The following is a 15,364-nucleotide window of genomic DNA, read 5'->3' as shown; positions in this document are numbered from 1 at the left end:
GCCGACCTCCGTATTATTTCGCCAGGTTGAAGTTTTTCAGCTTCGCGGCGTTACTGTCGTCGATCAGCACGCAATCCATCAGCTGCTTCTCTTCTTTTTGCGCTTTGCCGTTTTTCAGGTAGTAATCCACCTGCTCAACCGCCATTTGTGCCTGATCCCAGCCCGGCTGCAGCACCGTGGCTTTGATGTTGCCTTTATTGATGATGGAATCGCGCGTGTAATCGCTGCCGTCAAAGCCCACCACAATTACGTTGGTTTTACCGGCGGCTTTCAGCGCGGCTTCTGCCCCCAGCGCCATGGTGTCATTCCCGGAAATCACCCCGACAATGTTGGGATTTTTCTGCAGAATGGTTTCCATGCGGCTAAAGGCTTCGGTCTGGCTCCAGTTGGCACTCTGCTGCGCCACCATCTTCATATCGGGATAGTCATCCAGCACGTCGTGATAGCCCTGTGAGCGCACGCCCGCGTTGGTATCCGACTCTTTGCCCAACAGCTCAACGTAGTCGCCTTTGCCGTTCAGCAACTTAGCGAACTTCTCTGCGCCCAACTGCGCGCCCTGATAGTTGTTAGAGACAATCTGCGCCACGGCGACGCCGGTTTTGTTGATCTCGCGGTCAATCAGGAAGGTGGGGATTCCGGCATCTTTGGCTTTTTGCACCGGGCCAACGGTGGCGTCAGCACCGGCGTTATCCAGAATGATCGCTTTGGCTTTACGCGCGATGGCGGTTTCGATCAGCTGGTTCTGTTTGTTCACGTCATCATCGTGCGAGGCTACCAGCGTGGTGTAACCGAGCGCTTTGGCTTTCTCTTGCGCGCCATCGGCTTCAGCTTTAAAGAACGGGTTATCGTGAGAAGGCGTGATGATAGCAATCAAGCCTTTTTCTGCCGCCAGCGTTGCCGCTGAAGCTAACATCAGTGAAGCCAGTAGGGTCATTTTGAGGACAGAAGCTTTCATTGATTTTTCTCCGCTTGAATATATATTCAATTGCGATTTTATATGCATAATGACTATGCGCTGGCTTCCTGAACTCGTCCATCGCGCGATCCTGAAAAAGCGAAAACGATCACAAAATGTTCTGCGTTGTTATTTATGACAGCCTGATTAACAATACCAGGCAGGTTAAGAGAGAGAAAAAACCATGGCAAAACAGGACGAACAGCGGCTGATGGTAAAAATCGCCACGCTTTATTATGTGGAAGGCATGAAGCAGTCCGATATTGCGCAACTGCTGAAGCTGTCGCAATCCTTTGTGTCACGCATCCTCAATCGCAGCGTCAAAGAAGGCGTGGTGAAAATCAGCGTGGTGCCACCCGCCAATGTCTATCCCGAACTGGAGAAGGCGATTGAGCAGCAGTATCAGCTGCCACAGGTGATTGTGGTCGATGTGCCGGATCAGGCTTCCGCGCTGCAAATTAAACAGGCGATTGGCTCAGCAGCGGCGCACTATCTGGAAACCCGCCTGCGCGCCGATGAACTGATCGGCATTTCATCATGGAGTGGCACCATTCGCGCGATGGTGGACGCGTTGCATCCGCTGAGTGCGCCCTGCAAAGGCGTGATCCAGCTGCTTGGTGGGGTGGGTGCGAACGGCAACGTGCAGGCCACCATCCTGACGCAGAATCTTGCGGCGCTGCTGGATTGTCCGGCCTGGCTGCTGCCGTCGCAGTCGATTGAGCATTCAGTGCAGGATCGTCAACGCTTATCAGTAAACCCAGACGTGGCCGTGGTGCTGGAAAAGTTTGATCAAGTGGATCTGGCGATTGTCGGCATTGGCGATCTTGAGCCTTCCGCGCTGCTACGCAATTCCGGCAACTACTATGACGGCGAGATGCTGCGCACGCTGGCCGAGCGCGGTGCGGTGGGCGATATCTGTTTGCATTATTTTGATGCTGACGGAAAACCGGTGTTGAACGCCGAGGAAGATCCGGTGATTGGCATGGAGCTGGCGCAGGTTAAACAGTGTGCGCAAGTGGTGGCACTGGCGGGCGGCAAAGAGAAAGCCCAGGCGATTCGCGGAGCGTTGCGCGGTGGATATGTGAAAGTGCTGATTGTGGATTATCCCACCGCACGATTGCTGATGGAATGACCGATTTAACCGGGCACCTTAAGGCGCGGCCCTGACGAGCCGCGCTTCGCAAAGACGACTTATCCGATGGTTCGGTAGGCCGTTGTGACCTTCCACAAATAACGTGGTGCCTGTGCCGCCGGATGTTTATCCTGCACATGCTGATAAAACTCGTCTGGCGTCATGGAATTGATCATCGCAATCGCTCGATCGCGATTACGTGAGAAGGTGCGCAGCAGCGCGCCGGCGCCGTTGGCGTAGGAAACGATCGTCGCATAGCGCAGCGTGAGTGGATTTCGAATACCGGCCAACTCAGAATCCTGCAGCAGCTTGAGATATGCCGCACCGATATCGATATTTCTCGCTGGATCGCGCAATTCCGAAGACGTCGGCTGACCGTGACGCCCCTGAGTGCGATACACCGCACGCCCCGCCGTTGAGGCTTTAATCTGCATCAACCCTACCGCGTTTGAACGGCTGGTAACGGTGGGATTGCCCCCGGATTCGACACTAATAATGGCGCTGATTAACTTCTCATCAACGCCATAATGACTGGCGGCATCTTCGGTAAACATTGACCATGCATCATTCACTTTCGACGGTGGTGCCTGGGTTAATGGCGTATTTTTCTCTGGCACGACCGTTTTTTCTGGCTCACTGGCACAGCCCGCGAGCAACAGCGCAGATAGCATAAGTAGTCGAATTTTCACTGATTTTTGGTTCCGCAATAGAGTTGGCGCAAGCTATCATACCTGGCGCAGCGCAATGCAAAATTACCGTTTATCCTAAATACGTAAAAAACCTTGTGCTGCCGTGACATCGGTAACGGATTTCGCCATCATCGGCAGGCCACTTTAAATCAGGATGAACGCTATGCTTTCCCCCCGATCTATTCGTCTGATCGCCCCCTCCGGCTATTGCCATAATCAGGATGCGGCCCAACGTGCAGTGAGTCGTTTACAGGCTCAGGGACATCAGTTGGACAACTTATCAGCGATTACACGCCGCTTCCAGCGTTTTGCGGGCGAAGACGGGGAACGGTTGAATGATGTGAACCAGCTGGCAACACTGAGCACGCTGCCCGATATTGTGCTGGCGGTGCGCGGTGGGTACGGTGCCTCGCGTTTGCTGGATCAGATTGATTATGTCGGTCTGCAGCGCCGGCTGCTCAATCAACCTATCGCGCTTTGTGGACACAGTGATTTTACCGCGATTCAACTGGCGTTACTGGCGCAAACCGGGCTGGTGACCTTCAGCGGCCCGATGCTGGCCGGCAACTTCGGCGCAGAGGCATTATCCGAATTTACCCTGTCACACTTTTGGCAGGCGCTCTCTTCTCCTACAGTCAATATAGGCTGGCCGACCCACAGCCCGGATGCGGGACGCTGGCAAGGGACCTTGTGGGGCGGCAATCTGGCGATGATCTGCTCACTGATCGGCACACCCTGGATGCCACAAATTGAAAACGGCATTTTGGTGATCGAGGATGTGAATGAGCATCCTTTCCGCATAGAGCGTATGCTGATTCAACTGCAACAGAGCGGCATTCTGGCGCGCCAGCGGGCGATCATCACCGGCAGTTTCACCAGCACGTCACTGTCGGCTTATGACAATGGTTTCGATTTTGCCAGCGTATGGCAACGCATCCGCGATGAATACCAGATTCCGGTGATCAGCGATCTGGCGTTTGGCCACGATGCCGATACCGTTACACTGCCGCTCGGCGCCAGTGCGACCTTACAACTTGAGCAGGGCGAAGCACAGCTTGCCTTCACCGGCCACCCGACATTGCGCTAACGTTTTGCCGCAGGAGACCGACATTGAAGCCACTGTACGAAGATTTGTGGATCTCCACCCCGGAATTTCCCGCCGAAGAAACGGCGAATGATTTAATGATGCATGGCTTTATGCTGCGCCATCCGCGCGGCAATCTGGTCATCGGCCGTGTCGAACATCCGCTCGATCATGAGTTTCTCAATGATGCGGGCGGGGTGATTCGCCACTACCTCACCCACTGGCATGAAGCCGCGCCCGGCGCCGTGGCGATCCAGCAGCGTTTTAACAGTGCGCTCTACTGCCACAGCCGTTCACTGGGGCCCGTCAGTCTGATTGTCGAACCTGATGAGACCTTCATTCAGCAGGAAAGCCACTTTGGTGATTTCCATCTGCTGCCCACACCCGGCCACACACCGGGCAGCTGCAGTTACCTTTATCACTCCCCGCTGGGCCAGACCTATCTGTTTGTTGGCGATACCTTAACCTGTGACTACAACCGCTGGATCAGCGTGTTGGTACCGGAGAGTAATCCGCTGGAGTTACAGCAATCACTGGAGCTGTACCGCGCGCTGCGCCCCGATGTCGTGCTGATGAGTACCACGCGTGGTCACTTATCATGGGCCAAAGTTGATTTGCAGAGTTGGCTGGCGGCGATTGATGAGGCAGAGCAATCGCCGCTGGATTTACGCCAGCAGCCACTGATCTAGTTACAGCGATTTACTGAGGTAATGACGCTGATGCAGACGCGGATAATTATCGAGGCTAAAGCGTAAGGTGTAGCCCATCTTTTCATAGAACGGGCGCGCCTGGAAACTGGCCGTATCAACCTGCGCATAAAGGCAACCACGGGCGCGGGCTTCTGTTTCGGCGGCCTGAATCAACTGTGTACCAGCGCCCTGCCCACGTAACGCATCGCCGACCCATAGCAGGTCGATGCGCAGCCAGTTACCAAAGGTGGAACCGGTCAACCCGGCCAGCTTGCGGCCAGAAGCATCCTTAATGAAGACGCCAATCGCCTGCATCTCACTGGGATCGATAAAGCGTCTGTTATATTCGGTGAGGCCGAGACGAACATCATCCAGATCCTCTGCGGTAACGGTGTCGGTTACGCTTAATTGCATCGTCTTCTCCTTTGACAGGCAACTATGAATTGGGGCGCTGGCTATCGTCGTAACGTTCCAGCGAAAGAATTTCCGCATCGCGTTTTTCGGTGCGATTGCAGGGGATGAGTTTATCGCTATCGGCATAGACAAAGAACGTATCGTCATTGTTTTTGTTCACAATCAGCTGATCGCCATTACGAAAACGCGTGATCGCCACTTTATCCCCGCCTTGCAAACGCGTGCGCTGTTGCCCTGCTGCAATTTGAAAATGACGTGTTGGCCACATCAGCGTACTTAAACCGTATTCCGCACGCGATACCGTCATGGTCGGGCGCCCCGGACAGGTAATTTGAAATTCGGTTTCGCTCCAGGCCGGCGCGATATGGCACGCCATTAAGCCAACGGCAATAGCTATCGCCTTCATTGGGATCTCCGCTGAGGTTAGATGATGATTTCGTTGGGTTTTATGCAGAGAAGCCTAACACAGAAAAAAGTGAGAAGACGAATAATGGCCCGTTGAGTACGGGCCTGCAAGGATAGAAGGGTAAAGAAAACGTTAGTTAACCGAGTTCATGTCTTTGATTTGATTACGGTTTATCTGCTGTTCTTTACCATCAATATCTTTGTAAGTAATCATGCCGGTATCTTCATCCACTTTAGGTTTACCCTGCACCACAATGGTCTGCCCATCGGTGGTGTGCATGACGTGATCAGATGCGCAGCCCGCCAGCAGTAGGCCGAGGCTAAAAGTACCGATTAAAAGCAATGTCTTTTTCATCTCATCCTCCTTTTGGATTCACTGTCAGGTTTAGCACAGCGCGCAGTAATGTGAACCAGGAGAAAGATTAATCTGTGCAGAACAATTGCTGCGCATCAGCCGATATCGACTGAGCAGCAGCTATATTGCATGGATTTCCATCGCAAACGGATGGGGAAGGAATGACCGAAAGGGATTACTCTGCTGCAACCTGTGCGGCAACTAACATTAACGCCAGACCCGCATCTTCCGGATCGAAGCCTTGCATCACTTCTTGTATGGCCGCTACACAGTTCATTACCTGCTTTTTTTTGTCGGCTTCTAATTTATCAATCGCGTGCTGAAGAATCATTAAACTGGCTTCTTCTTCTTTCATAGATTTGCCCTTGTTTTGCTTACCTGATGCGCAACGCTGGCAAGAATAACGTTTATCTGCTACCAAAGTCACCCCTTTACATTCTTACCGCTTAACGATTAAGCAAATGACAAATGGGAAGCGGTGCCAGACCTGCTATGATCAGCATATCAGTGGGCATTGACGGGCCACTGCAAACAAGGAATCGAACCAGGACAGGATCATGTTGCGAATCACGGTAGTACTCACCCTTCTATTATTGGCTGGTTGCAGCTCCACGCCCAAAGGTGTCGACTGCCCGGGCGAAGTCGCGACCATTTATGGACAATCAATGGGGCAGACGCAGGCGCGCATTTTCGATTTGGTGAATGCCTTTACGGTCACGCGTGATGGCGTGGCGGTGAAAAGTGGCACATTGCACTCCAGCGATCGTTTCCAGTATGTCCCTTCTGCCGTGACGCCTGAGGGCTTCACCGCTCAGCGGCTGTCAGATAAGCAATTCCGTCTGATCAACCCTTATCAGAACACCATGATTACCTGGACGTGCCCTTAAACGTGCTTAGCCGGGAAAGATGGTTTATTGTCAGGCTTCCTCACGCTGCGGACCTGTACTATGGAAAAGAGTCTGGACAATAACGGCTACATCGATTTCCCCTTCCCCGCTTCCACCAACGCGGATGGCTCGGTGAATCCTTGTGGATTTGACCTCACGCTGGAGACCGATCGCATCGACGAAATCTCAGCGGGTAAACATTCCGAAAATTTACGGCGTTTACTGGAAGAGGTGAATTTGCAGGAGGGGGTATTTATGACCTTAGCCTGTGACTGGCAGCAGCGTGATGACGGCGTGTGCGGATTTATCGATGTGGCATTACGCCCGGCGCTATCGAGTGGCAGCAGTGAGGAGACGCAAAGTCTGGATCAGGCATTTGAACTCTATCTGAGCCGACAAGAGAAGCAGCACAACATGCAGAGCGGCACCCTGGTCAATTACGCCCGCGCCGTGCTGGATTGGGGCTGGTCACCTTTGCATCAGCGTCATATGCGCTATGAGAAAGTCACCATTCGCTATTATTGTCAGCAAGCCGACGATGCCGAGTGGTGTTTCGATCATCTTCGCCATTTTTTGGTGACCTGGTATCCGGCTTATCGCGGCAATCCCTAAGGGCGTCTCGTGACACCCTTAGGGATTAGGGTTTGACCAGACGAATCGCATGCTCCAGCATCCGCTGTTCGTCGCGTTCATCATGCGCGCGATGAGGGCGGGTTCGCTGCAATAAATCGGTGATTTCAGCGCGTTTAGTTTCGTGGCCACATTCGGATAGGACAATCACCGCGTCACCAATGACCCGACACACTTCATCGTAATCGTCTTCACTTAATACATCACGTTTCATCTCTCCTCCTGGTGTGACACGGCCTGATTTCCGCAAATCAAAAGGCCTGCTACTTCGTTTAAGCCTGGACAGAGTTCAACGATCCTGCAAACCACTGTTACAACCTCGTTGGCCTGCGGGTTGCTGGTCTGAAAATCTGTGACTACGCTGAATCGTAATATTCACAACCAGCAGGGAGTCATCATGACTGATAAAGCGGAAGCAAAATTGAATGAAGCAGCGGGCGCAGTTGAAGAAAAAATCGGGGAATGGACCGGCTCTCGCAAACATCAGGCTAAAGGTGCCGCGCGTCGTTATCCCGCGCAAGCCAGTTATGCTGTGCAGGATGCAGCAGATTGCGTGGTCAAATCGGTACGTGATAATCCGGCAACTGGCCTGGCGGTAGCGGCCAGCATCGGCATTATTGTCGGTTTCCTGCTGGGCAGGAAATAAGCGGCGATGGGGGGCCTTTCTGGCCCCAACGCTTATTGATGATGACCGGCCTCATCCAACCTTTCCTGAATATGTTCATCCGGCGTCTCTGCCACATCAGCCGTGCTGTTATTCACATCCAGATGACGCCCCTGATGCACAGTGATATTCACTGGCACGTCAGGTAATTGCGCACAGCTGCCAAATGACACCAGTAAAAAGAACCACGCGGCTAATGACGTCTTTGCCATCTTCACTTCCACCCACACTGTTTTGAGTCGGGCCAGATTGCCTGACAGAGTGCAAATTAGCGTCAGTGCTGCGCAAAGCTGTGTGGGGAGATGTGAGCAATCAGCCTTGCGAACGGCGTGCTTTGAAGCGCACCACCATGGTCATCAATGCCTGATAAATCAATCCAGCGTACAAGCTTTTCACCACCACCATACTGATGGCCTCACCCTGCGCCTGCCACGAAGTGAACCACATGAAAATGCCCCACAGCAGCGAAAACAGCAACCAGCCCTTAACGAATTTGATGACACCTTGCATACCACCTCCAGAATCTGAAGCGCAGAACATAGCGGGTTTTGCCGGAAAAGGCACGACGAGGGGTTCATGGATGCTATCTGTTTCAAAGTTTTGCGAAATGTATTGTCAGGCGCGAACCGCCGTTAAGAAATTGCGCACTTGTCGCATACAGTATGATCACAGTTTGTGATTGAATCCCCGCCATCGTTGTCAGGCATGTTGTGAATATGAATTATTTAAGCGATATCCAGAAATTTATTGAGAGTAACACCCTGCTATCCACCACTTTTAGCTTGCTGCTGCTGGTGATCGCGGGGATGGTGACGCATCTGATCTGCAAATTCTTTGTGGTAAAGGTGGTGCGCAAGGTCTTCTTCAGCACACACAAAAAACAGGTTCCACTTGATAAAGATGTGCGGCTATCTGAAAAGCTCTCAAACTTTATTCCGGTGATCACGGTTTATTACCTGCTGCAGTTTATGCCAGATCTGCCCGAGCATCTGCTGATTGCTATTAAGACTATCTGCGGCATTTTGTTCTTTGTTTATCTGTCGCTGTTCTTCACAGAAGTGCTGGAGATTGTTAACAACTCCTACTCCCGCAAATCAAAGCGTAAGAATCACTCGATCAAGGGCTATATTCAGGTCGGCAAGATCCTGGTGCACATTATTTCGGCGATCATGATTCTGGCCATTATGTCGAATAAATCGCCAGTGATTATTATCTCGAGTTTGGGTGCGGTTGCTGCGGTATTGATGTTGGTGTTCCAGCACACCTTAATGTCGCTGGTGGCGAATATTCAGGTGTCATCCAACGATGTGCTGCAACTTGGTGACTGGATTGAGATGCCGGATAAAGGCATTAGCGGCGAAGTGATTGATATTGCACTGCACACCATTACGCTGCGTAACTGGGATAACACTTTGTCACGCATCCCGACGAAAAACTTCCTCACCGAAACCTACACCAACTGGCAGGCGATGTTCTCCTCCGGCGCGCGCCGTATTATGCGTAGCTTCCACCTCGACCAAATGTCGATTCGCTTTCTCGATCACGAACTCATTCAGCAGATGAGCCAGATTCGCGGTGTTAACGAACAGCTGTCAGCGTTAATGGATGGCCGTGACAGCAATGCAGTGGGCGATCGTTGGTTTGCTGACAACGGCATGACCAACTTGACGGTGTTCCGCAAATATCTCACCGCGTGGCTGTCGCAGCGCGATGATATTAAGCAGGATATGTATATCGTGGTGCGCACCATGAAGCCCTCGCCGGAAGGTTTGCCGGTAGAAGTCTATTGCTTCACCTCGTCGATATTTTGGGTCGAGTATGAGAATTCGCAGTCAGCGATCTTCGAATATATCTATGCGATTGTCGGCCAGTTTGGGCTGCGCATGTATCAGCATCCGGGCGGCAATGATTTCTGGCGCTTGTCGCAGCAGCATGCGTCATCCGTCAAATCTGTTGAACAGCAGGCCGATTAACTTAGCGCATAAAAAAACGGGAGCCATAGGCTCCCGTCTCAATTTCTGGCTGGCAGAAATTACATGTTCGCGATGATCGCGTCACCAAACTCTGAACATTTCATAAAGTTAACGAAAAGTCAGCATCAAGGCATTAATCTTATCTTCCCACTATTAATTATTGCTAAAGCGCCTTTATTATCACCCCAGCACTTTTCATTCACCAGTAAAACATGGTTTCTATATGTCAATTTCAATACAGGTAGATTATCTAGGACCTCATATTTTTCAAAATAGCTTTTGAATTTTTCACCATTTTCTGATAGGGAGTTATAAAACAACATCAATAGTTCATAATTAGATATTTGCGCTCTCAATATATTAGCGTATTTCTTTTTATCCTCATTTTCTATATCTGACTCATCAATAAATTTATAAAAGTTAAATAAGAATCGATAATAATGAGATAGATTTTGTGATCTATTGTTAAAATGATGGCTGTATTGTAGGCCTATATTTTTCGCGGAAATTTCTAACTCATTCTGATTGCTGATTTGGCTTACACGATATTCCCCTTCCCTTAACATCTTACTTCTAAATGGCTTATAAAAATAAAGAAATACGCCTCTTCCTTCTGCAAGAACATCTTTCGACATTTTATTTACAACTCTCATGTCATTAATTATAACTTGAAGTAGATTCAGCATATTAAAAAATGAATTTTCAAAATCTCTCTTGGCTTCATTTTTTTCCTTTCGACTGCTCTCAATTTCAACTCTTCTTATTGATTCATTCTGAGTTTTGAGCGTCCAAAGCACACCACAGAAACCTAACGCTGAAAAAAAAGAGGTTAGCGCTCCCCATGAATCTCCAAAGGTTCCACTTTGACTAAAGTCAAAACCTCCAAAAATATTGGGAATTTGCAGAATAAATAGTACATATAAAATAGAAATAATCATTACGCCAAGAATTGCTATAAATATGAACTGAACCATAATCTGTCCTTGAATTGTGTCAAACTTATTTGATTAATTCTTGATTAACATCTGAAAATTAATAATAAAAACGGGAGCCATAGGCTCCCGTCTCAATTTCTGGCTGGCAGAAATTACATGTTTGCGATGATAGCGTCACCAAACTCTGAACATTTCAGCAGTTTAGCGCCATCCATCAGACGCTCGAAGTCATAGGTCACGGTCTTAGCAGCGATTGCGCCTTCCATGCCTTTAACAATCAGGTCTGCAGCTTCGAACCACTCCATATGACGCAGCATCATTTCTGCGGACAGGATAACGGAACCTGGGTTCACTTTATCCTGGCCAGCGTACTTAGGTGCCGTACCGTGGGTTGCTTCGAACAGTGCGCACTCGTCACCGATGTTCGCGCCAGGTGCGATACCGATACCGCCAACCTGTGCCGCCAGGGCATCAGAGATGTAGTCACCGTTCAGGTTCATACAGGCGATAACGTCGTATTCTGCTGGACGCAACAGGATCTGCTGCAGGAAGGCGTCAGCGATCACGTCTTTAACGATGATCTCTTTGCCAGTGTTTGGATTCTTGAACTTCATCCATGGACCGCCATCGATCAGCTCGCCGCCGAACTCTTCTTTCACCAACTGGTAGCCCCAGTCTTTGAATGAGCCTTCGGTGAACTTCATGATGTTGCCTTTGTGAACCAGGGTCAGAGAATCACGATCGTTGGTAATGGTGTACTCAACCGCAGCACGCACCAGACGTTTAGTGCCCTCTTCAGAGCACGGCTTCACGCCGATACCACACTGCTCAGGGAAGCGAATTTTCTTCACGCCCATCTCTTCGCGCAGGAACTTGATCACTTTGTCCGCTTCTGGTGTGCCCGCTTTCCACTCGATACCCGCATAGATATCTTCTGAGTTCTCACGGAAGATCACCATGTCGGTATCTTCTGGGCGTTTAACCGGGCTTGGGGTGCCGGTGTAGTAGCGAACCGGACGCAGACACACGTACAGATCCAGCTCCTGACGCAGCGCCACGTTCAGAGAACGAATACCGCCGCCAACTGGCGTAGTCAGTGGGCCTTTGATGGCAACGCGGTACTCTTTGATTAAATCGAGGGTTTCTTGCGGCAGCCAGACGTCCTGGCCGTAAAGTTCTACTGATTTCTCACCAGTATAAATTTCCATCCAGGAAATTTTGCGCTCGCCGTTGTAGGCTTTCTTCACAGCGGCATCAACCACTTTCAGCATAACAGGGGAAACATCAACGCCGATGCCATCACCTTCGATGTAAGGAATGACTGGGTTATTCGGAACAGTGAGTTTGCCCTGAACCAGGGTGATTTTTTGACCTTCCGCCGGAACAACTACTTTGCTTTCCATCAACCTCTCCTTCGAGCGATTTTTTGTTAATGATTTGTAAGATGCGGGTCAATACTACTTGAATATTTCCGCTACGCCAATCACCGCAGTTTCGCGTTATAATGCGCCGATTGTTTCTGACTGCAAAGCCCATGCGAAAAACTTCTCAACGAATTCACCAGGATAAGCGTCCAAACACCGCAGCACGCCAGCCCGTGCGCCGTGACACACGTCCAAAAGGACCGCGACGCGTCATACTCTTTAACAAACCTTTCGATGTTTTACCGCAGTTCAGTGATGAAGCGGGACGCCGCACGCTCAAGGATTTCGTGCCGGTTAGCGACGTTTATGCCGCCGGCCGCCTCGATCGCGACAGCGAAGGTTTGATGATTCTGACCAACGATGGCGCGCTACAGGCGCAACTTACGCAGCCCGGAAAGCGCACCGGAAAAATCTATTATGTGCAGATTGAAGGTGCACCACAGGAATCAGATTTATCCCTGTTACGCAACGGCGTCACCCTCAATGATGGACCCACGCTGCCTGCTGGCGTGGAATTAGTCACTGAACCAGAGTGGCTGTGGCCGCGCCAGCCGCCGATCCGCGAGCGTAAAGCGATCCCGACCAGTTGGTTGAAAATCACCCTGTACGAAGGACGTAACCGTCAGGTGCGGCGCATGACGGCGCATATTGGTTTTCCCACCTTACGCCTGATTCGCTTTGCCATGGGCAAATATCAACTGAACGATTTAGCCCTGGGAGAGTGGCGCGATGTCAGTGCCAACGTTTAGATCACGACTTTTCAATAACTTTTAGTTAACAAATTCGGAGGAAGGATGTTTAAACCTCATGTAACCGTAGCCTGTATTGTGCAGGCACAAGGCGAATTGCTGGTGGTCGAGGAGCGTGTTCATGGCCGTATTACCTGGAATCAGCCGGCGGGCCATCTCGAAGCTGATGAAACGTTGCTCGAAGCCGCACAGCGTGAGTTATTTGAAGAGACGGGAATAGACGCTAAACCTGAGTATTTCCTCGGTGTGCAGCAGTGGATCGCGCCTGACGATACACCTTTTGTGCGTTTCCTGTTTGGCCTCGATCTGCCAGACAAATGCGAGACGTCCCCGCACGATCGCGACATCGATTGCTGCTGGTGGCTGCCGCCAGAGCAGATTCTGACGGCGAATCGCCTGCGTTCACCGCTGGTCGCTGAGAGTGTACGATTGTGGCAGCAAGGCGCACGTTATCCGCTGCAACTGGTGGCGCCGTTCCAATGGCCGTTTCACGAAGGTGCGCGCCCGGCTTCGGCATGATAGAATGCGCCGCCTGTTTTTATCGTAATTAAGAGTGCGTCATGTCTGACAACAGCCAGAAAAAAGTGATCGTCGGGATGTCCGGCGGCGTCGATTCTTCCGTATCCGCCTGGTTACTGCAACAGCAGGGCTATCAGGTTGAAGGCCTGTTCATGAAGAATTGGGAGGAAGACGACGGCGAGGAGTATTGCACCGCCGCTGATGATCTGGCTGACGCTCAAGCCGTGTGTGACAAGCTCGGCATGAAACTGCACAAAATCAACTTCGCCGCTGAATACTGGGACAACGTGTTCGAACACTTCCTGGAAGAGTACAAAGCGGGCCGCACGCCAAACCCCGATATTCTGTGCAATAAAGAGATCAAATTTAAAGCCTTCCTGGAATTCGCGGCTGAAGATCTCGGTGCAGACTTCATCGCCACCGGTCACTATGTGCGCCGCGCCGATGTGAATGGCACCAGCCAGTTACTGCGCGGTCTCGACGGCAATAAAGATCAGAGTTACTTCCTCTACACCCTGAGCCATGAACAGATTGCGCAAAGCTTGTTCCCGGTGGGTGAACTGGAGAAGCCTGAAGTGCGCCGTATCGCTGAAGAACTGGATTTGATCACCGCGAAGAAGAAAGACTCGACCGGCATCTGCTTTATCGGCGAGCGCAAATTCCGCGACTTCCTTGGTCGTTACTTACCTGCACAGCCGGGCGAAATCGAAACCGTTGAGGGTGAGATTGTCGGTGAGCACCAGGGGCTGATGTATCACACGCTGGGTCAGCGCAAAGGATTGGGTATTGGTGGTCGCAAAGAGAGCAATGACGATCCCTGGTATGTGGTCGACAAAGACGTCGCACGCAATCGCCTGGTGGTGGCTCAGGGTGCGGAACATCCACGCCTGATGTCCGTAGGCTTGATCGCTCAGCAACTGGATTGGGTTGATCGCCAAACGATGACGGCCCCGTTGCGCTGCACGGTGAAAACCCGTTATCGCCAGACCGATATTCCCTGTGAAATCATTCCGCTCGATAGCAATCGTATTGAAGTGCGTTTTGACGAGCCGGTTGCGGCCGTCACGCCTGGCCAGTCGGCCGTATTTTATCTGGGTGATGTTTGCCTCGGCGGCGGCATTATTGAACAGCGCCTGCCATTGGCAGAAGCCTGAGGTCGGCGCTGCCGACGCGATGACAGGAGTTAAGCGTGGCCAAGAACTATTATGAGATAACGCTCGCGCTGGCGGGTATTTGTCAGTCCGCGCATCTGGTGCAGCAATTAGCGCATCAGGGCAGTTGCAACAATGCCGCATTAACCGTGTCGCTGCGCAGCCTGCTGGATCTGAACCCCGGCTCGACGCTGGCGGTATTTGGCAATGATGAAGCGAATCTGCATCTCGGCCTGGAATCGCTGATGGCGGTGTTGAACAGCGGCAGCCGCCAGGGTGCCGGGGCCGAACTGACACGTTACACCCTGAGTATGATGGTGCTGGAGCGCAAATTGCACGGCAACAGCGCGGCGCTGAACACCCTTTCTCAGCGTATTGCCCAGCTTGATCGCCAACTCGCGCATTACGAGCTGGAATCTGAAACCATCACCAGTGCCATGGCAGGGATTTATGTCGATGTCATTAGCCCACTGGGTCCGCGCATTCAGGTCACCGGTTCGCCGCAGGTATTACAGAATTCTCAGGTACAGAGTAAAGTGCGTGCCACCTTACTGGCAGGTATTCGTGCTGCTGTGCTGTGGCAGCAGGTTGGCGGTGGCCGCCTGCAGCTAATGTTCTCGCGTCAGCGTTTGCTGCGTGAAGCCAAAACCATTTTATCCCGGTTGGGCCCGGCGTATTAAGCGCCGCCCTGCCCTAATTTGTTAACGAT

At 51.5% G+C, this 15,364-nt stretch carries 22 protein-coding genes; 11 read left to right on the top strand and 11 right to left on the bottom strand.

The features are described from left to right. Window positions 1-13: 13 nt before the first annotated feature. Window positions 14-955 carry a D-ribose ABC transporter substrate-binding protein gene (locus tag AC6I8L_RS07860; protein WP_034821972.1) on the bottom strand — a complete coding sequence of 314 codons (942 nt, stop codon included), beginning with the start codon at window positions 953-955 and terminating at the stop codon, window positions 14-16. Between the two features lie 184 nt (window positions 956-1,139). Between AC6I8L_RS07860 and AC6I8L_RS07855 the strand changes: the two genes are divergently transcribed. Next, the gene (locus tag AC6I8L_RS07855) at window positions 1,140-2,087 is read left to right on the top strand and encodes a sugar-binding transcriptional regulator (RefSeq protein WP_034821975.1); all 948 of its coding nucleotides are present in this window, start codon (window positions 1,140-1,142) and stop codon (window positions 2,085-2,087) included. 59 nt (window positions 2,088-2,146) lie between these two features. Here the strand turns inward: AC6I8L_RS07855 and emtA are convergent, their stop codons facing one another. Then, a complete protein-coding gene (gene emtA / locus AC6I8L_RS07850) occupies window positions 2,147-2,758 on the bottom strand; it encodes a membrane-bound lytic murein transglycosylase EmtA (RefSeq protein WP_034821976.1) in 612 nt (203 codons plus the stop codon). A 181-nt stretch (window positions 2,759-2,939) separates the two neighbouring features. Between emtA and ldcA the strand changes: the two genes are divergently transcribed. Both ldcA and AC6I8L_RS07840 read left to right on the top strand, forming a co-directional pair. Next, window positions 2,940-3,863 (top strand): muramoyltetrapeptide carboxypeptidase, encoded by a 924-nt coding sequence (gene ldcA, locus AC6I8L_RS07845; RefSeq protein WP_058962295.1) that lies wholly within the window; start codon window positions 2,940-2,942, stop codon window positions 3,861-3,863. A gap of 23 nt (window positions 3,864-3,886) precedes the next feature. Continuing rightward, window positions 3,887-4,549, top strand: a complete 663-nt coding sequence (locus AC6I8L_RS07840) for an MBL fold metallo-hydrolase (protein ID WP_058962296.1) — start codon at window positions 3,887-3,889, stop codon at window positions 4,547-4,549. On the opposite strand, the gene AC6I8L_RS07835 is transcribed toward AC6I8L_RS07840, so the two are convergent. From AC6I8L_RS07835 to AC6I8L_RS07820, 4 genes are all read right to left on the bottom strand, one after another. Beyond that, complete coding sequence (locus AC6I8L_RS07835; RefSeq protein ID WP_058962297.1) at window positions 4,550-4,963, bottom strand: GNAT family N-acetyltransferase; 414 nt, start codon at window positions 4,961-4,963, stop codon at window positions 4,550-4,552. 22 nt (window positions 4,964-4,985) lie between these two features. Beyond that, window positions 4,986-5,369, bottom strand: a complete 384-nt coding sequence (locus AC6I8L_RS07830; RefSeq protein WP_034821987.1) for a hypothetical protein — start codon at window positions 5,367-5,369, stop codon at window positions 4,986-4,988. Window positions 5,370-5,501: 132 nt separating this feature from the next. Further along, complete coding sequence (locus AC6I8L_RS07825; protein ID WP_058962298.1) at window positions 5,502-5,723, bottom strand: YgdI/YgdR family lipoprotein; 222 nt, start codon at window positions 5,721-5,723, stop codon at window positions 5,502-5,504. Between the two features lie 175 nt (window positions 5,724-5,898). Then, complete coding sequence (locus tag AC6I8L_RS07820; protein ID WP_034821992.1) at window positions 5,899-6,078, bottom strand: hypothetical protein; 180 nt, start codon at window positions 6,076-6,078, stop codon at window positions 5,899-5,901. A gap of 202 nt (window positions 6,079-6,280) precedes the next feature. On the opposite strand from AC6I8L_RS07820, the gene AC6I8L_RS07815 reads away from it, so the two are divergent. Together AC6I8L_RS07815 and AC6I8L_RS07810 are read left to right on the top strand one after the other, a co-directional pair. Next, window positions 6,281-6,610 carry a hypothetical protein gene (locus AC6I8L_RS07815; protein WP_034821995.1) on the top strand — a complete coding sequence of 110 codons (330 nt, stop codon included), beginning with the start codon at window positions 6,281-6,283 and terminating at the stop codon, window positions 6,608-6,610. A 60-nt stretch (window positions 6,611-6,670) separates the two neighbouring features. Continuing rightward, window positions 6,671-7,222, top strand: a complete 552-nt coding sequence (locus AC6I8L_RS07810) for a hypothetical protein (RefSeq protein ID WP_034821998.1) — start codon at window positions 6,671-6,673, stop codon at window positions 7,220-7,222. Between the two features lie 25 nt (window positions 7,223-7,247). Here AC6I8L_RS07810 and AC6I8L_RS07805 read toward each other — a convergent pair whose 3' ends face one another. Beyond that, window positions 7,248-7,454, bottom strand: coding sequence for a DUF2767 family protein (locus tag AC6I8L_RS07805; protein WP_058962299.1), 207 nt, complete (start codon window positions 7,452-7,454; stop codon window positions 7,248-7,250). A gap of 183 nt (window positions 7,455-7,637) precedes the next feature. Here AC6I8L_RS07805 and AC6I8L_RS07800 point away from each other — a divergent pair, with 183 nt between their 5' ends. Further along, complete coding sequence (locus tag AC6I8L_RS07800) at window positions 7,638-7,886, top strand: DUF883 family protein (protein WP_034822005.1); 249 nt, start codon at window positions 7,638-7,640, stop codon at window positions 7,884-7,886. A 32-nt stretch (window positions 7,887-7,918) separates the two neighbouring features. On the opposite strand, the gene AC6I8L_RS07795 is transcribed toward AC6I8L_RS07800, so the two are convergent. Together AC6I8L_RS07795 and AC6I8L_RS07790 are read right to left on the bottom strand one after the other, a co-directional pair. After that, a complete protein-coding gene (locus AC6I8L_RS07795) occupies window positions 7,919-8,116 on the bottom strand; it encodes a hypothetical protein (protein WP_038647530.1) in 198 nt (65 codons plus the stop codon). A 100-nt stretch (window positions 8,117-8,216) separates the two neighbouring features. Then, window positions 8,217-8,414, bottom strand: coding sequence for a DUF6404 family protein (locus AC6I8L_RS07790; protein WP_058962301.1), 198 nt, complete (start codon window positions 8,412-8,414; stop codon window positions 8,217-8,219). Between the two features lie 206 nt (window positions 8,415-8,620). On the opposite strand from AC6I8L_RS07790, the gene AC6I8L_RS07785 reads away from it, so the two are divergent. Then, a complete protein-coding gene (locus AC6I8L_RS07785; RefSeq protein WP_058962302.1) occupies window positions 8,621-9,877 on the top strand; it encodes a mechanosensitive ion channel family protein in 1,257 nt (418 codons plus the stop codon). Window positions 9,878-10,002: 125 nt separating this feature from the next. On the opposite strand, the gene AC6I8L_RS07780 is transcribed toward AC6I8L_RS07785, so the two are convergent. Then, a complete protein-coding gene (locus tag AC6I8L_RS07780; RefSeq protein ID WP_058962303.1) occupies window positions 10,003-10,851 on the bottom strand; it encodes a putative phage abortive infection protein in 849 nt (282 codons plus the stop codon). A 113-nt stretch (window positions 10,852-10,964) separates the two neighbouring features. Then, window positions 10,965-12,215: an NADP-dependent isocitrate dehydrogenase gene (icd, locus tag AC6I8L_RS07775; RefSeq protein ID WP_038647536.1), complete on the bottom strand. Its 1,251-nt coding sequence runs from the start codon at window positions 12,213-12,215 to the stop codon at window positions 10,965-10,967. Between the two features lie 131 nt (window positions 12,216-12,346). On the opposite strand from icd, the gene rluE reads away from it, so the two are divergent. From rluE to hflD, 4 genes are read left to right on the top strand one after another with little or no spacing between them, the layout of a single operon-like run. Continuing rightward, window positions 12,347-12,985, top strand: a complete 639-nt coding sequence (gene rluE, locus AC6I8L_RS07770) for a 23S rRNA pseudouridine(2457) synthase RluE (protein ID WP_236699797.1) — start codon at window positions 12,347-12,349, stop codon at window positions 12,983-12,985. Window positions 12,986-13,030: 45 nt separating this feature from the next. After that, window positions 13,031-13,504 (top strand): NUDIX domain-containing protein, encoded by a 474-nt coding sequence (locus AC6I8L_RS07765; protein ID WP_058962305.1) that lies wholly within the window; start codon window positions 13,031-13,033, stop codon window positions 13,502-13,504. A gap of 41 nt (window positions 13,505-13,545) precedes the next feature. Next, window positions 13,546-14,658 (top strand): tRNA 2-thiouridine(34) synthase MnmA, encoded by a 1,113-nt coding sequence (gene mnmA, locus AC6I8L_RS07760; RefSeq protein ID WP_058962306.1) that lies wholly within the window; start codon window positions 13,546-13,548, stop codon window positions 14,656-14,658. Between the two features lie 35 nt (window positions 14,659-14,693). Next, window positions 14,694-15,335 carry a high frequency lysogenization protein HflD gene (hflD, locus tag AC6I8L_RS07755; RefSeq protein WP_034822031.1) on the top strand — a complete coding sequence of 214 codons (642 nt, stop codon included), beginning with the start codon at window positions 14,694-14,696 and terminating at the stop codon, window positions 15,333-15,335. The last annotated feature ends 29 nt before the right edge of the window (window positions 15,336-15,364 follow it).

The organism is Type-E symbiont of Plautia stali (assembly GCF_059731115.1).
The sequence above is the reverse complement of the archived record's forward strand: the minus strand, read 5'-3'. Positions and strand labels throughout refer to the sequence as shown.

What these genes read in the sequence shown, in the direction of transcription:
- AC6I8L_RS07860 (WP_034821972.1), bottom strand. Translation starts at nt 955, where the DNA reads ATGAAAGCTTCTGTCCTCAAAATGACCCTACTGGCTTCACTGATGTTA.
- AC6I8L_RS07855 (WP_034821975.1), top strand. Translation starts at nt 1,140, where the DNA reads ATGGCAAAACAGGACGAACAGCGGCTGATGGTAAAAATCGCCACGCTT.
- emtA (WP_034821976.1), bottom strand. Translation starts at nt 2,758, where the DNA reads ATGCTATCTGCGCTGTTGCTCGCGGGCTGTGCCAGTGAGCCAGAAAAA.
- ldcA (WP_058962295.1), top strand. Translation starts at nt 2,940, where the DNA reads ATGCTTTCCCCCCGATCTATTCGTCTGATCGCCCCCTCCGGCTATTGC.
- AC6I8L_RS07835 (WP_058962297.1), bottom strand. Translation starts at nt 4,963, where the DNA reads ATGCAATTAAGCGTAACCGACACCGTTACCGCAGAGGATCTGGATGAT.
- AC6I8L_RS07830 (WP_034821987.1), bottom strand. Translation starts at nt 5,369, where the DNA reads ATGAAGGCGATAGCTATTGCCGTTGGCTTAATGGCGTGCCATATCGCG.
- AC6I8L_RS07825 (WP_058962298.1), bottom strand. Translation starts at nt 5,723, where the DNA reads ATGAAAAAGACATTGCTTTTAATCGGTACTTTTAGCCTCGGCCTACTG.
- AC6I8L_RS07820 (WP_034821992.1), bottom strand. Translation starts at nt 6,078, where the DNA reads ATGAAAGAAGAAGAAGCCAGTTTAATGATTCTTCAGCACGCGATTGAT.
- AC6I8L_RS07815 (WP_034821995.1), top strand. Translation starts at nt 6,281, where the DNA reads ATGTTGCGAATCACGGTAGTACTCACCCTTCTATTATTGGCTGGTTGC.
- AC6I8L_RS07810 (WP_034821998.1), top strand. Translation starts at nt 6,671, where the DNA reads ATGGAAAAGAGTCTGGACAATAACGGCTACATCGATTTCCCCTTCCCC.
- AC6I8L_RS07805 (WP_058962299.1), bottom strand. Translation starts at nt 7,454, where the DNA reads ATGAAACGTGATGTATTAAGTGAAGACGATTACGATGAAGTGTGTCGG.
- AC6I8L_RS07800 (WP_034822005.1), top strand. Translation starts at nt 7,638, where the DNA reads ATGACTGATAAAGCGGAAGCAAAATTGAATGAAGCAGCGGGCGCAGTT.
- AC6I8L_RS07795 (WP_038647530.1), bottom strand. Translation starts at nt 8,116, where the DNA reads ATGGCAAAGACGTCATTAGCCGCGTGGTTCTTTTTACTGGTGTCATTT.
- AC6I8L_RS07790 (WP_058962301.1), bottom strand. Translation starts at nt 8,414, where the DNA reads ATGCAAGGTGTCATCAAATTCGTTAAGGGCTGGTTGCTGTTTTCGCTG.
- AC6I8L_RS07785 (WP_058962302.1), top strand. Translation starts at nt 8,621, where the DNA reads ATGAATTATTTAAGCGATATCCAGAAATTTATTGAGAGTAACACCCTG.
- AC6I8L_RS07780 (WP_058962303.1), bottom strand. Translation starts at nt 10,851, where the DNA reads ATGGTTCAGTTCATATTTATAGCAATTCTTGGCGTAATGATTATTTCT.
- icd (WP_038647536.1), bottom strand. Translation starts at nt 12,215, where the DNA reads ATGGAAAGCAAAGTAGTTGTTCCGGCGGAAGGTCAAAAAATCACCCTG.
- rluE (WP_236699797.1), top strand. Translation starts at nt 12,347, where the DNA reads ATGCGAAAAACTTCTCAACGAATTCACCAGGATAAGCGTCCAAACACC.
- AC6I8L_RS07765 (WP_058962305.1), top strand. Translation starts at nt 13,031, where the DNA reads ATGTTTAAACCTCATGTAACCGTAGCCTGTATTGTGCAGGCACAAGGC.
- mnmA (WP_058962306.1), top strand. Translation starts at nt 13,546, where the DNA reads ATGTCTGACAACAGCCAGAAAAAAGTGATCGTCGGGATGTCCGGCGGC.